Origin of the sequence: Actinorhabdospora filicis (genome assembly GCF_030269765.1) — a bacterium.
Classification (GTDB): domain Bacteria; phylum Actinomycetota; class Actinomycetes; order Mycobacteriales; family Micromonosporaceae; genus Actinorhabdospora; species Actinorhabdospora filicis.
Genome location: NZ_BSTX01000004.1, coordinates 498408 through 512261, shown reverse-complemented (window position 1 = coordinate 512261; position 13854 = coordinate 498408). Strand labels below are relative to the sequence as shown.

The window sequence follows — 13854 nt, the reverse complement described above, 5'->3', positions numbered from 1 at the left end:
GCGCTACCGCCCGTCCGAGGAGTACGTCTCGCGCGGGTCGAGCCCCATCTCCTGGCGGATGCCGTTCTCGGTGTACTCCAGCCCCATGTCGAGGTCCTTGCCGGGATCCTTGGGGTTGTACACGCTGCCGTTCTTGTTGGGGATGCCGGTGGCCTGGTGCTCGGACTTGCGGATGTCGGCGTCGGGGCCCACGCCGATCTTGTCGTCGTCGTAGACGTCCTCCAGGTGGCTCGCCCCGTGCCCCATCTCGTGGTAGAGGACGGTGGCGGGGAAGCCGCCGGGCCCGTCGTCGTTGTGGAACTTGGGGTTGATCTCGATTTCGATGTCGTCGCTGAAGATGCCGTTGTTGCGGGCATAACCGTTCTCGTCGTGGGTCTCCTTGATGACGAAGGAGTCGCCGTTGAGGAAGTCGGTCATGTTGTCGTTGTACAGGTTCAGCATCTTGATGCCGGTCGGCGAGGACCCGTAGGTCTGCAGGTCGGCGATGATGCGGTCCTTGAACTCGTCGGAGCCCTTGATCTGGATGACGCCGTCGCGGATCATCTTGTCCACGTCGAGGGGCTGGACGTCCTTCTGGTTGCCGACGCCGTCGACGTTGTCGTCGCCCTGGCGGTAGTCGGTGTCGGAGGCGTCGCCGGTGACGGTGTCGCGGCCGTGCCCGTTGTAGATGACGTCCTTGCCGTCGGCGTTCAGGGCGCTCCCGGCGTCGATGGTGTCGTCGCCCTTGCCGCCGGACAGCACGTCGTCGCCGTCGCCGCCGCGCATGGTGTCGTTGCCGTCGCCGCCGTCGATGTAGTCGTTGGTGTCGGTGCCGATGATGTCGTCGTTGCCGTCGCCGCCGTAGATGGTGTCGCCCTGGCCGACGCTGCGGCCCTTGACGGCGTCGTAGACGCTGCCGCCGGTGTTGCCTTCGAGGTGGTCGTCGCCGCGTCCGCCGTCGATGTAGTCCCTGCCGTCGCCGCCGTAGACGCGGTCGTTGCCCTGACCGGCCTCCATGCGGTCGTCGCCACGGCCGGAGGCGATCACGTCGTCGCCCTCACCGCCGTGGACGGTGTCGTCGCCGTCGCCGGTGTAGATCTTGTTCGAGCCGTGCACGTTGACGGTGTCACCGTCGTCGCCGGAGGAGACGTAGTTGTTGCCGCCGTCGTCCTCGATGTTGTCGGCGCCGGAACCGGTGGAGATGTTGTCGTCGCCCTTGCCGCCCTTGATGTTGTCCTTGCCGGTGTTGCCGGACACGCGGCCGCCGCCGTTGCCGGTGACGATCTTGTCGTCCCCGGCGCCGCCGAGGTAGGTGTGGCGGCCGTCGCCGCCGCCGGTGATCTTGTCGTTGCCGTCGCCGCCGATGGCGTTCACGTTGACGTTGGCGCCGGTGGTCTCCACCGAGATGTCGTCGTCACCGGCCCCGCCGCGCACGGTGATGTCGGTGCCGGGCGGGTAGGTGGTCTTGACGCCGTTGACCTCGACGACGGTGTTGCCCTGCGGGTCGGTGTAGACCTTCACCTTGTCGTCGCCGGTGCCGGTGTTCACCACGACGCGCCCGTCGGGGAGCGTGATGTACCTCGGGACGCGCGTGGCCTCCGGCGGCAGCCCGTAGGGCGTGGACCCGTTGATCGCGGAGAACCAGTTGGAGCTGACCGTGGCGAAGTCGGACGCGGCGGTGCGCAGCTTGCCCGCCTCGGCGCCCAGCTGCTTGTCGAGGTCGGTGCGGATGCCCTTGGCGGTGGTGACCGCGTCCAGGACCTGCTGGGACTGCTTGGGGTCCTGCGGCTTGAAGTTGATCTTCGTCCCGCCGACCACGCACGGCACCGCGCCGGTGATGGCCTGCTCGGCGTTGGTCAGCAGGCCCTGCTTGGCGGTGATGGCCCCGGCGATGTTGTCCAGCGCGGTGGCGACGTTGTCCGCCTTGCCCTTGAGGTCCACCAGCTCCTTGCTCATCTTGCGCTGGTAGCCCTCGAAGCCCTGCCGCCCGGCGCCCTCCCAGCCGGCGTCGTAGACGACCTTGGCCTTGCCGTTGAAGTCGTCCCCGGCCTTCTCCACGGCCGTGCCGAGCTTGCGCCAGGCCGCCGCCGAGGCGGTGATCTTGGCGGGGTCGGCCTTGAGCCGCCACCACAGGCGGTCGACGTTGATCTCGGGCTCGGCCATGACGGTGGCTCCCTTGTGGAGGGTTAGGGAATCGGCTTGTTGTTGGGCAGGCGGACCTTCGCGGCGTTGTCCTCGTCGGTCTGCTGGTAGGAGAAGGCCATCAGCAAGGTCCGGTCGACGTCGCCCTCCAGGACCTCGGCGAGGTCGTCGACGGCGAGACCGCCCTTCTCGAAGGCCTCGTGGTAGGCCGCCGACAGGTCGGTGGAGCCCTGCGAGTTGCCCCACGCGGACTGGTCGACCAGCGCCGGTTCGCGCGCCGCCTTGATGCCGTCGCGCACGTCCCCGGAGATGACCACGAGGTCCTGGGACAGCTGCGCGAGCTTCACCGGGTCGGCCGTGGTGTCGGGCTGCGGCTGGGTCATGATCCGAGAGTAGGCCTCGCCCGCAACCCGGGGAACGTCACGAATCGGGGATCCCGAATGTTACTCACTGCTGGCACGATGGCCGCGTGCTGAAGAAACTCCTCGTACTCATCCTGAAGATCGCCGCCACGGCGGCCTCGATCTGGGTGGCCACGCTGCTCGTGGAGGGCATCACCCTCGGCGACACGACCACGGTGAAGAAGATCGCCACGCTCCTGGGCGTCGCGATCATCTTCGGCCTGGTCAACGCGGTCATCAAGCCGATCGTGAAGACCGTCGGCTGCATGTTCTACGTGGCGACCCTGGGGCTGATAGCCCTGGTGGTGAACGCGCTGCTGTTCCTGCTGACCGGCTGGATCGCCGACCAGCTGGAGCTGGCCTTCGACGTCAAGGGCTTCTGGGCGGCCCTGTGGGGCGCGCTCATCGTCGCCCTCGTCAACTGGGGCCTCAACCTGATCATCCCCGACTCCAAGAAGAAGAAGGGTCGCCGCTGACCCCGGCGGGCGTGCCCGCCAGGGCACGCCCTCACGCTCCGCCTACTTGTCCAGGAACAGCGTGACGTTGCCCGCCCACAGCGCCGGGTTCTCGAAGTGCGCCATGTGCCCCGCCGCGGGGACGACGGCCAGGACGCTGCCCGGCACCTCCTCGTGCAGCCGCTCGGCCACCGGCAGCGGGAAGCCCATGTCCTGCTCGCCGTGCAGGATCAGCAGCGGACCGCCCCACTCCCGCAGGACCTTCGCCGGGTCCGCCGGACGCCACGGGCCTAGCCGCCCCTCGCGCCAGGGCGCCAGCCAGTCCCCGCTGAACACGATGGCGTCCAGCAGCCGCCGGTACTCTCCCAGCCGGTCCAGGTTCCAGATCGCCGTGGTGGCACCGGACCGGGCGTGCCGCACCGTCCACTGGAGAGGCTCCAGGAAGTCCGGCACCGGCTCGGCCTCGGCGGCCCGGCGCTGGTACTCCGGCCAGCCGGCCAGGTGCTCGCCGACATCGCCGTAGGCGGTCGTGGACGCCAGCACCAGCCGCCGGACGAGGCCCGGGTGCGCCTCCACGAACAGCTGCGCGACCTGCCCGCCGGTGGAGAAGCCGAGCAGGTCGACCCGCTCGAAGCCGAGCTTCTCGATCAGCCCCCGCGTGTCGTCCACAATGGCCTGCGGCTGATAGGCCTCGATCGGCAGATCCCTTGAGCTGCGCCCGCATCCGCGCAGGTCGTAGACGATGACCTCGCGATGCGCGGCCAGCGGCACCAGCCCCGGCAGCAGATACGAGTGGTCCCAGCTGGGCCCGCCGTGCAGCACGACGACCGGCGGAACACCGTCGCGCGGAACACCGAGCCGCACCACGTGGAGTTCGACGTCGCCGACGGGAATGAGCTCGGTTCGCATGCCGGAGATGCTGTCACACGGTGAAGCGAGTCACTCTCGCGCATGGCCCGCTAGGCCGTCGCCTCCACCCGCACCCGCTTCGGTGGTGCGAACACCCGGATCAGCGCCACCAGTCCCGACAGTCCGAACAGGACGATCATGGTCCAGCCGAGCCAGCCGGGACCGGCGGACAGCAGCAGCGCGATGCCCGCCGCCAGCGCCAGCACGGTCGCCACTCGGCCGATCGATCCCGGCACGCGGCCGAGTTCGCGTTCGCACTTGGTGGCGGTGTCGGCGGTGAACCAGGCGTTCACCAGCAGCGCCAGCTCCACCCCCGCGAGCGCGGGCAGGACGCTGGTGTCGCGGACGGCGAGGTCGACCGCGACGGCGATCGAGGCCAGCGACAGGGTGGTGAACACGAGGCGTCCGGACAGGGCCGGACGGGGCAGGGCCGCGCCCGCGAGGCGGGTGAAGGTGAGCGCGGCGGCGGCCGGGGCGGCCGTGTCGATCAGCTCGGGCCAGCCGATGGGCCCGGGGTGGACGAGGGCGAGCACCGCGACGGCTGCGGCCAGTAGCGCGGGGAGGCCGTAGCGGATCCCGTGCCAGGACGCCGTGCGCCGCCACTGGACCGACGCGGCGACCGCGCCGGCCAGGCTCAGGGCTCCGGGCGCGATCGCCATGAGCCCGTCGGCGGGCACTTTGTCCATCATGGACAGTACGGACACCGCCAGGGCGCCGGTCAGGAACACGACACCGGCGATCCAGGCGAGCACGCCGATGGCGCCGATCCGTTCGGCGGCCACCCGCCAGGGCGCCCAGGGGTCGGCGGTCGTGCCCTCCTCGAAGGCCTTCTGGGCGAGGGCGCGGGCGGAGGGGGCGCGCTGGGCCGCCGGATCGGGTGAGGCGGCACGGTCGGGTGAGGCGGCGGGATCGGGTGAGGCAGCGGGCGCCTTGTCCAGGTCGGTGCCCGCGACGGTGGCGGCCACGATGGCGCCGAGCCCGGCGGCGATGAGGGTGACGATCATGGTGCTGTGCCCGCCGAACCACGGGAACTGGCTCACCGGTTCGCTCGTGGCGGCGCTCGCCGCGTCCTGGCGTCCGGCCAGCAGGAAGGCGGCCCCGGCCAGTGGTGCGGCCACCAGGACGCCAGCCGTGACGGCGGCCGCGCCGCCGCGCAGGCGCAGGCCGCGGGTGAAGGTGGGGGCTCCGGCGATCAGCAGGAGGGCGGCGAGGCCGCCGGAGAACTCCACGCCCTGCCAGGCCGAGGGGACGGCTTGGGCCTCGCCGTGGGCGATCTCCTCCTCGTAGGTGCGGGAGTCGCCGGGGTAGCGCAGGCAGAGGTCGCCCGGGCGCATCTCCTCGCCGTCGCAGTAGGGCGGGCCCTCGTAGCGAGCGGAGGGGGCGCTGGAGGCGGAGTTGAGGGCGACGAGCAGTAATCCGCCCGAGGCGATGAGGAGCGCGAGTCCGATGAGGAGCACGCGGGCGCGACCGGTCATGCGCGGGACCGTACCTCCGCGGTGGCGGAGCGTCGATCACGCTCCGGTATCGACTCCGCGCCGAAGCCACATCAGGCGCGACTGTCGTCCCGGTGACTGCCCCGAATCACTCCAGCCACCAGCATCACCTTCATGGACGCTCTCGACGCGGTCGCCGACTCCGTGCGCCTCGCGCTGCGCGGCAACGTCCGTGCCGCCTGTGACGTCGTGGACGCGGCGGTGCGGTCCTTCTCCCTGTCCTACTCCGCGCACCCTCCCGCGGCCCTCTACCGGGCCGTACGGGCCACCAGGAAGGCCGCCACGGACGCCCTGGAGCGCCCGCTGGACGCGGTCACGGCCCGGCGGCTGCACAATGCGCGCGGCTGGGGCAGCGCGCTGCTGGGCAACCTCGCCCACCATCTCGGGGATCCGCAGGCGGCGGGCGCGCATCTGTCGGATGCGCGGCACCTGGCCGACGTGACCGGCGATTCTCGGCTCATCTCCTGGACCTTCGGGGCGGCGGCGATGGTCGCGCGCGACCGGGGCGACTTCTACGACGCGCGGTCGCTGGCGGTGGCGGCCTTCGACACCGCGCCGGGCGCGCATCAGCGCTCGGCGATGGCGGCGTGGGCGCGGATGCGCGCCGCCGCCGCGCTGCGCGACACGGTGGCCGCCGAGGAGGCCCGCGACGACGCCGAGAAGCTGTTCGAGGCCGACACGCCCGGCCGTTTCGGTTTCGACCGGGCCGCGCTGCTGCTGCACCTGGCGGAGTCCTATCTGGACCTGGCGCGGCCGGACGAGGCCCTGGAGCACGCCGAGGCCTCGGCGGGCCTGGTGGCGCGCAGGCGCCCGGCATGGGCGGCGGCGCGGCTGACGGTGGCGCGGGCGCACGCGGCGGCCGGGCGCTGGGACGCCGCCGAGCTCTACGCGCACGAGGTCCTGGACGCCCACGAACCGGCGCGGCTGCGGTCCACGGCGCGGGCGAGGCTGGCGGCGCTGGTGCGCACGGGACGCACGCCCCGGCTGGCCGAGCGCGTCCGCGATCTCCCGGTTCTGGTGAGGGGGTTAACCGATACGAACGGGTGAGCCGCGACGGCGGGCACTTGGTGGGGTGTGCCTCGCCGCCGCGGCGGCTGTGGCTTCCCGCCGGTGGGGTGCGGGTTAGCCACGCAGGACGCCTCCCCGGCACCGTCACTCGGTGGAGGCGCTTTTTGGACGGCCACGGGGTGGGGGACGCAACCGGCCAGGTATCCGTCGTATTGACTATTGCTTCCGGACACTACGACGGATACCTTCGAAACTGCCTGCAACTGGTAGTTTCCGCAAGGCGTGATTCTTCATATGGTGAAGAGCGGACCACGGAGTCATGAGGTGGGTGACGTGACTGGGGGGCTGACGGCTCGAAACGAGGGGAAACCCTCCGATTTCATTCAGAGCGTGTCGCGGGCACTCCGCATTCTCGAAGTCGTCGGTTCCTCGCGGAACGGGCTGACGATCAAGCAGATCGCACGCCGGGTGCAGCTGGCGCAGACCACGACGTACCACCTGGTGCGCACGCTCGTGTACGAGAAGTACCTGATCAAGGGCCAGCACGGGCTGTTCACGGTGGGCCTGGAGGTCTCCGACCGCTACCGGGACATGTCGCAGACGATGCGCGGCCCGGTCGGCGTCACCGAGACGCTGCGCCGGCAGGCGGCCGATTCGGGCTACAGCCATTATGTGGCGCGGTTCGTGGACGGCCGGGTGGCGATCACCGAGGTCCAGGAGGCGCGGCTGTCGCCGCACACCGAGGACCTCATCATCGGCTTCGACGACGGGGCGCACGCCACCGCCGTCGGGAAGGCGCTGCTGGCGACGCTGACGCCGCAGGAGCGCCGCTACTACCTGCGCGAGACGGGCATGCGCCGCTACACCGCGCGCACCCTGACCACGCCCTCCGACCTGGAGATCGACCTCAGCAGGCTCAGCTCGCAGGGCGTCTACACCGAGACCGGCCAGTACCGGGACGGCATCGCCTGCGCCGCGACCCTGGTCAACCGGGCCGCGCCGCTCACCGAGCGGATGGCGGTCGCGGTGACCCTGCCGCTGGACGACCTCCCGCAGGCCGGTCCGCACCTGCGGTCGCGGCTGCACACCGTCGCGCGCGAGGTCGCCAAGGCCATGACGGAGGAGCCGGTCGAGTGAGAAACGGCCGCCGGGACGTCCGCGGTGACCCGAGGGACTAGCCCGTTCGCTGAAGCGGTTCGGGCGGCCGGAATCGCCTAGGATTCCGCCATGCCCGCCGATGTGCCCGTGACCCGTGAGACGATCCGCCGCTCTCTGCGGCCGATGTCCGATCCACGCCCGATGCCGCTAACGCCCGAGCGCGTCTGGTCGGACGAGGAGTGGGCGAGGATCCGGCTCGGCCTCGCGGCCCGGGACATGGACGACAGGTGGGACGTCCTCACCGAGGACCGGGTCGTCCACATGCACCGCAGCTGGACCGGGTACGAGATCTTCGCGGCCGTCTTCGCACCCGCCGAAGGCGGCTGGCGGATCACCGATGCCCTCGTCGAACACGGCCCCGAGCGATTCCGAAGCGGTGGCGACGCCGAGGACCGCCGCCTCCTGGAGGCCGTCCTCGACATCGTCCTGCGCCACGAACGCTGATCCCTAGAACTCCGCGTCCTCGTCCAGGGGCCGCGTCCCGACGTCGTACGGGTCCAGCTCCCCCGGCTCGAAGCGCCGCAGCCCGATGGTGTGCCAGAACTGCCCCGCGACCTCCCCGGACGCCTTGTAGCGCCCGTCGACGGCGATCGCGGCCCAGCCGTCGGGGGTGCCGATCAGCGTCAGCTGCCCTTCGGGTTCGGGCGCCAGCCGCCACAGCCGCAGCGTGCCGTCGTCGCCGCCGCTGGCGAGCTGATCGCCGCGGGGACTGAAGGCCACCGACCAGACGCGGCGGCGGTGGCCCCGCAGGGTCGCGGTGAGGGTGCCGTCGGTGGGGTCCCAGAGGCGGATGTGGGCGTCGTCGCCGGCGGTGGCGAGGATGTCGCGGGTCGGGTGGAACGCCGCCGTCCACAGCCGGTCGTGGTGGCCGGTGAGGGTGGTGATGCGGCGGCCGCCGCGGTTCCACAGCTGCGCGGTGCCGTCCCAGGACACCGAGGCCAGCAGGTCGCCGCCGGGGTGGAAGACCACCGAGTAGACGCGGTCGGTGTGGCCGCTGAGGGTGTCCAGCAGATCGCCGGTCTCGGTGTGCCACAGGCGGACCATGCCGTCGTCGCAGCCGGTGGCCAGCAGCGCGCCCGAGGGGTGGTAGACGATCGAGCGGACGCGGCCGCGGTGCTGGGCGAGGACCGGGCCGGGCCGCCCTGTCGGCCGGTGCCACAGGCGGACGGTGTCGTCGTCGTTGGCGGTGGCGATCCAGTCGCCGTTGGGGCTGAACTCCACCGCCCAGATCGCCGGTGTCTCGGCGTCCACGTAGCGCTCGTAGTTGCCGCTGTCGAGGTTCAGCAGGTTGACGCGGCCGTCGTTGCTGGTGGTGGCCAGCCGGTGCCGGACGGGGCTGAAGGCGGCGTTCTCCAGCACGACGAGGCGGTCCTCGGTGCCGGTGAGGCGGCGGGTGAGGCGACCGGCGCGCGGGTCCCACAGGTGGATGACGCCGTCGTTGCCGCCGGAGGCCAGGGCCGAGCCGTCGGCGCTGTAGCGGACCCAGCCGACGCGGCGGCCGTGCCCGCGCAGGACGTACTTGGGGCGGCCGGTGTCGGTGTCCCACAGGCGGACGGTGAACTGGTCGTCGGCGGCGGCGATCTCGGGCCGGTAGGGGTGGAACCGGAAGGGCCACACCGAGCCGGTGTGGCCGGTGAGCAGGTGCCGCAGGGCGCCGGTGGCGGTGTCCCAGACGCGCATGCGCCCGTAGGCGTCGCCCGTCACCAGGGTCTCGCCGGCGGGACTGAACGCGACCCAGTACAGGACGGTCCGGTGCCCCGACAGCACGTGCTCGGGCGTCATGCGCGCGGTGTCCCAGATCCGGACCACGCCGGAGGTGTCGCCGGTGGCCAGCAGCGGCTCGGTGGGATGCCAGGCGAGGGTGTAGACGGCGTTGGCCTCGCTGCTCAGGCGCCCGGCCTCGGCCAGGGTCCGCGCGTCGAGGAGCCGGACGTCGCCGCCCGGGCCGCCGACGGCGAGGTGGCGCCCGTCCGGGGAGAAGGACAGCCGGTACACCGATTCGCCGGTGGTGGCCACCGGCTCGGCCGCCGCGCTCACGTCGTGGGTGTGCCACAGCCGCACGGAGCCGTCGGCATGGCCGGTGGCGAAGGTCCGCCCGTCCGGATGGAAGTCCACCGTGTACACCAGGCCGTGCGGGCTGGTCCAGCGGTGCTTCTCCTCGCCGGTGGCGATGTCCCACAGGCGCATGACGCCCTCGGCGTCCCCGGCGAACAGCAGCGCCGAGTCCGGCGCGTACTCCATCGGCCACGGCCACTGCGCGTGCCCGCGCAGGACCGTCATCCGGTCGCCGGTCAGCGGGTCCCACAACCGGATCGTGCCGTCGGCGGCGCCGGTGGACAGCACCGAGGAGTCGCGGGCGTACAGGACGGAGAAGACCCGCCCGTGATGGCCGGTGAGGGTCCGCAGCATCCGGCCGGTGCGCGGATGCACCAGCAGCGTCGAGCCGTCCTTGTTGCCGATGGCCAGGCTGCGCCCGTCCGGGGCGTAATCGAGGGGACGCGGCAGCCGCCCCCGCTCGGCGTGGAAGCCGAAGGGGACGCCGATCTCGGCGGGCGCGAACTCGGTGTGCACCGGCATCGTGCGCGCCACCGCCGCCCCGCCCGCCTGCGCGGCGGCCAGGATCTCCGGCGTGGCACGGGTGTCCAGCAGGGCCGCCCGCTGCCAGTTCACACCGTCCACATTGGTGCCCGTCAGGTCCGCCCCGGCCAGATGCGCGTCGGTGAGATCGGCCCCCGACAGGTCCGTCCCGGCCAGCGAGGCCCGCTCCAGGCGCGCGCCGATGAGCCGCGCGCCCGACATCCGCGCCCCCGACAGGTCGGCGGCCACCAGCCGCGCCTCCATCAGGTCCGCGCCGGTCAGGTCCACCCCAGCCCACTTGCGGAAGGACAGGTCCTGCCCCGCCAGGTTCGCCCCCGCCAGATGCGTAGAGGGCGGCGTGCGCAGCCGCGCCGACACCTTCAGCGCGTTGGCGCGCACCACGTCGCCGGACAGCGGGTCGTCCAGGACGCGGCGGGTCCACTCGTGCAGCCGCTCCGGCTCGGCCAGATCGCACAGGAAGTCGATGGTCAGCTGCGACAGCTCGCGCATCCCCAGCCGCGCCGGATCGGCCCGGCCCGCCCGCGAGAACTCCGCCGAGATCGCGTTGGCCACCAGCCACTCGGTCACCGAGGCGTGGATGAACCCGAAGAGGCCGTCATCGGTGCGGATCAGCAGACTCCCGCCGCCCACCGCGTGCGCGGCCTGCGCCGGGCTCAGCCGCCCCTCCGCCAGGTCGGTGAGGGCACCGGCGACCTCCTCCAGCTCGGCGACCCGCAGATGCGCCTCACCGGAGTCCGACAGCCGCACCGCCAGCGTCGTGACCGCGTGCCACAGGTCCGGGACGTCCAGCCCGCCCGAGGAACCCGCCACCCCGCCGATGCGCTCGGCCTCGTAGGACAGCCACGAGTCCAGGATCTCCCGGTACAGCTCGGCCGCCGTCAGCGCCTCGCCCGACTCGCCCACCGCCCGCAACCGCCCGGTCTCCAGCTCGGCGATGAAGGACAGCATCCGCGGATTGGCCGCCAGGCCCACCAGGTCCTCCACGCCCCGCATCAGCGCGAAACGCTCCTCCGCCCGGGCCTCGTCCCCGTGGTAGCGGCGGGTCAGGTAGTCGCGGATCTGCCGCTCGGTGAACGGCTCGATGGTCAGCACCCGCGTGTACGGCAGGACCCCGAAGCGCTCGCCGAGGGCGGTCAGCACCTGCCGCTGCGAGCGGAAGTACTGCGTCCGGCTGGCCACCACGATCTTCGCGCGGCCCTCGAAGGCCTGCACGAGGGTGTCCAGGTGCTCGGTGGCGCGATCGTAGGTGACCCGGGTGACCAGCTCGTCGAAACCGTCGAAGAGCAGCACGATGCGGCCCTCCCGCAGCAGGTACCGCAGGCCGGTCAGGTCGATGTGCTTCTCCCGGTGGTTGGCCAGGTGCGCCGCCAGCAGGCCCTCCACCGAGTGCGCCTTGTCCAGCCCGCGCAGCTCGATGAAGATCGGCAGCAGGTCGTTGCGGGTCTCCCCCAGCCGCCGCGCCACCTCCCGCAGCGCGTAGGTCTTGCCGCGCCCGAAATCGCCCAGCAGCAGCACGAACCGTCCACTGTCGGCGGTGACCTGCCCGATCAGCTCCTCGATCAGCCCGTCGCGGACGCGCCCGTTGGTGCGCAGGGGCTCCCGGTAGCGCTGCGGGACGTACAGGTCCGGCGGGTAGCGCGGATCCTCGCGCAGCCGCACGGTCTGGCGGGTGACGTACTCCCGCAGGTCCGGCAGGCCCTGGAACTCGGTGAAGCTGCGCAGCCGGATCCCGTACTGGGACGCCATGTCCCGCAGCGACTCCGGCGCCCGGCGCGGCGCCTGGTACACCAGGTCCGCCTCGGCCTCGCCGCTGCCGGTGTGCAGGTGCGCGGCGAAATCGCGCACCACCTCCGGCGTCGGCTCGCCCACGAAACCCGCGATCCGCCACTGCGGCTGGAAACCCGTCTCCATCCGGGTCACCAGCAGATGCGCCACGTCGGCGCCGGGCACCCGCCGGATCTTCACCGGCTCGTGCCGGACCCGGCACACCTCCGCGATCCGCTCCAGCAGCAGACTGGTCGGATCGGCCGCCGGGTGCAGGCCCTCGTCCAGCTCGTCGGCGTCCTCGCGGACCGCCGGGACCGGCCGCTCGTCGGCGAAACTGGCCCGGCTGTCGCGCCACCGCTGCGGCACCGTGATCGCCCGGCGGGCCTCGGGACGGTGGATCGCCCACCGCGTCAGGCCCTCGGCGGTCACCGCCAGCAGCTCCTCATGCCCGGCCCGGATCCCAGGAACGACAAGGAGGTCCTCGCCAAGACGCTCCACTTCAAGCCCCCCGGGGCCCGGGCCGTGCAGGACCATGTTGAGACGGCCCCCGAGCCGCCGCACCAGGGTCTCGGCGTCCGCCAGCACCCGCGGATCCCCCGGCTCCGCCGAGGATCCCGGCGCCGGATCGTGCCGCAGAGCGCCGATCCGCAGCCAGCCGCGCCGCTCGTACTCGCGCAGCTGCTCGCTGAACCAGGCGATCTGCGCCTCGCCGAGCAGACCGTGATCATCGTCGTCGCGGTGGGTGATCGCCCAGGTCGAGTTGAGCCCGGCCACCACCACCTTGAGCGCCGGAACCGGGAACAGCGCCCACGGCCGCGTCGCGTCGAAGGTCGGCGCGTCCCGCTCGCCGTAGAGCTGCCGGAACAGCCATTCGAAGTGCTCCAGCTTGCGATGGTACGGCTCGCGCGGCTCGATCTCACGGGCCTCGCAGTCGGCGAAATAGGCCTGGCAGGCCGCCTTGGACACGTCGTGCCGCCCCGGCACCACGATCACCCGGTCGGCCTCCAGCGCCAGCAGCGCCCGCAGTCCACTGAGGAACGACAGGCCCTTGGCGAACTCCGAGGGACGCCCCGACTCGGCCAGGTCACCGGTGACCACGACCAGGTCCGGCGGCGGCGCGCCCGCGTCCACCAGCTCATTGACGTTGGCCCACACCCGGTCGCGCCAGCCCGTGGCGTCCAGCGGCTCGCCGTGGGCGACCACGCCCCGCCCGAAGCGCGGCCCGGGCACGTGCAGGACCGACAGGACCTCCCGCGCGGCGGCCTCGGCCTCCCCGCCGGGCGGGAAGTGCGGCGCGGCGGCGGGCATCCGCGCCGGGCCCGCACCGTCCACCGTGGCCGGTCGCAGGGGCGAGGACGCGGGCAGCTCCACCGTCGTCCCGGTCGGGAAGTGCGGTGCCGCCACCGGTGCCGGCGGCAGCGCCGAGGGCAGGTGCCGCAGCCGCTCCAGCAGCAGCTGCCGGGCCCGCTCCTCGTCGGCGCCCACCAGGTCCAGGTAGGTGATCGCGGCCAGCAGCCCCTTGAGCGGGGTGTCGGCGATCCGGATCGTGATCAGCTTCCCCGGATCGGTGGCCAGCGTCGCCTGCCACTCGCGCTCGCAGTTGGGCGAGGCGAGGTAGTTGGCCGACAGCAGCGCCAGCACGGCCTTCGATTCGCGGATCCCCCGGTCCATGGCCTGCACCCAGTCGACGCCGGGGCCGAAGTGCCAGGCCTGGATCAGCGTCCGGAACCCGGCCTGGTGCAGCTGCCAGGCGATCCAGGTCGCCCACCGCTCGTCGGCGACGGAATAGCTGATGAAGAAGTCGATCTCGCGCGTGTTCCGATGATCACCCGTGGTCACGGAATCGATTATGGTCTCCGGCCACTGTGGACGCCACCTGCGCGCGACCGCGTCCGCACGACCAAGCGAGTGACAGGGATCCGACAGAACCGGTTCGTCGTCTGT

The 13854-nt window shown here is 72.1% G+C and carries 9 protein-coding genes; 4 read left to right on the top strand and 5 right to left on the bottom strand.

Translation table 11 applies throughout. The features are described from left to right. Positions 1 to 3 precede the first annotated feature (3 nt). The gene (locus QSK10_RS27395; protein WP_285666005.1) at positions 4 to 2142 is read right to left on the bottom strand and encodes a M91 family zinc metallopeptidase; all 2139 of its coding nucleotides are present in this window, start codon (positions 2140 to 2142) and stop codon (positions 4 to 6) included. A 23-nt stretch (positions 2143 to 2165) separates the two neighbouring features. Then, entirely contained in the window at positions 2166 to 2504 is a 339-nt protein-coding gene (locus QSK10_RS27390) for a hypothetical protein (RefSeq protein ID WP_285666003.1), read from the bottom strand. Between the two features lie 86 nt (positions 2505 to 2590). Here QSK10_RS27390 and QSK10_RS27385 point away from each other — a divergent pair, with 86 nt between their 5' ends. Then, the gene (locus QSK10_RS27385) at positions 2591 to 2998 is read left to right on the top strand and encodes a phage holin family protein (RefSeq protein ID WP_285666002.1); all 408 of its coding nucleotides are present in this window, start codon (positions 2591 to 2593) and stop codon (positions 2996 to 2998) included. A gap of 42 nt (positions 2999 to 3040) precedes the next feature. Here QSK10_RS27385 and QSK10_RS27380 read toward each other — a convergent pair whose 3' ends face one another. Continuing rightward, complete coding sequence (locus QSK10_RS27380; RefSeq protein ID WP_285666001.1) at positions 3041 to 3886, bottom strand: alpha/beta fold hydrolase; 846 nt, start codon at positions 3884 to 3886, stop codon at positions 3041 to 3043. Between the two features lie 50 nt (positions 3887 to 3936). Beyond that, on the bottom strand, positions 3937 to 5361 hold the full coding sequence (locus tag QSK10_RS27375) for a hypothetical protein (RefSeq protein WP_285665999.1): 1425 nt from the start codon (positions 5359 to 5361) through the stop codon (positions 3937 to 3939). A gap of 132 nt (positions 5362 to 5493) precedes the next feature. On the opposite strand from QSK10_RS27375, the gene QSK10_RS27370 reads away from it, so the two are divergent. The 3 genes from QSK10_RS27370 to QSK10_RS27360 all read left to right on the top strand — a co-directional run bounded on the left by QSK10_RS27370 (position 5494) and on the right by QSK10_RS27360 (position 7989). Then, positions 5494 to 6426 (top strand): ATP-binding protein, encoded by a 933-nt coding sequence (locus tag QSK10_RS27370; protein ID WP_285665998.1) that lies wholly within the window; start codon positions 5494 to 5496, stop codon positions 6424 to 6426. Positions 6427 to 6777: 351 nt separating this feature from the next. Further along, positions 6778 to 7524: an IclR family transcriptional regulator gene (locus tag QSK10_RS27365; protein WP_285665997.1), complete on the top strand. Its 747-nt coding sequence runs from the start codon at positions 6778 to 6780 to the stop codon at positions 7522 to 7524. Positions 7525 to 7614: 90 nt separating this feature from the next. Next, positions 7615 to 7989 (top strand): hypothetical protein, encoded by a 375-nt coding sequence (locus QSK10_RS27360; RefSeq protein ID WP_285665996.1) that lies wholly within the window; start codon positions 7615 to 7617, stop codon positions 7987 to 7989. Between the two features lie 3 nt (positions 7990 to 7992). On the opposite strand, the gene QSK10_RS27355 is transcribed toward QSK10_RS27360, so the two are convergent. After that, a complete protein-coding gene (locus QSK10_RS27355; RefSeq protein WP_285665995.1) occupies positions 7993 to 13749 on the bottom strand; it encodes a WD40 domain-containing protein in 5757 nt (1918 codons plus the stop codon). Between the last annotated feature and the right edge of the window lie 105 nt (positions 13750 to 13854).

What these genes read in the sequence shown, in the direction of transcription:
- QSK10_RS27390 (WP_285666003.1), bottom strand. Translation starts at nt 2,504, where the DNA reads ATGACCCAGCCGCAGCCCGACACCACGGCCGACCCGGTGAAGCTCGCG.
- QSK10_RS27380 (WP_285666001.1), bottom strand. Translation starts at nt 3,886, where the DNA reads ATGCGAACCGAGCTCATTCCCGTCGGCGACGTCGAACTCCACGTGGTG.
- QSK10_RS27375 (WP_285665999.1), bottom strand. Translation starts at nt 5,361, where the DNA reads ATGACCGGTCGCGCCCGCGTGCTCCTCATCGGACTCGCGCTCCTCATC.
- QSK10_RS27395 (WP_285666005.1), bottom strand. Translation starts at nt 2,142, where the DNA reads ATGGCCGAGCCCGAGATCAACGTCGACCGCCTGTGGTGGCGGCTCAAG.
- QSK10_RS27370 (WP_285665998.1), top strand. Translation starts at nt 5,494, where the DNA reads ATGGACGCTCTCGACGCGGTCGCCGACTCCGTGCGCCTCGCGCTGCGC.
- QSK10_RS27360 (WP_285665996.1), top strand. Translation starts at nt 7,615, where the DNA reads ATGCCCGCCGATGTGCCCGTGACCCGTGAGACGATCCGCCGCTCTCTG.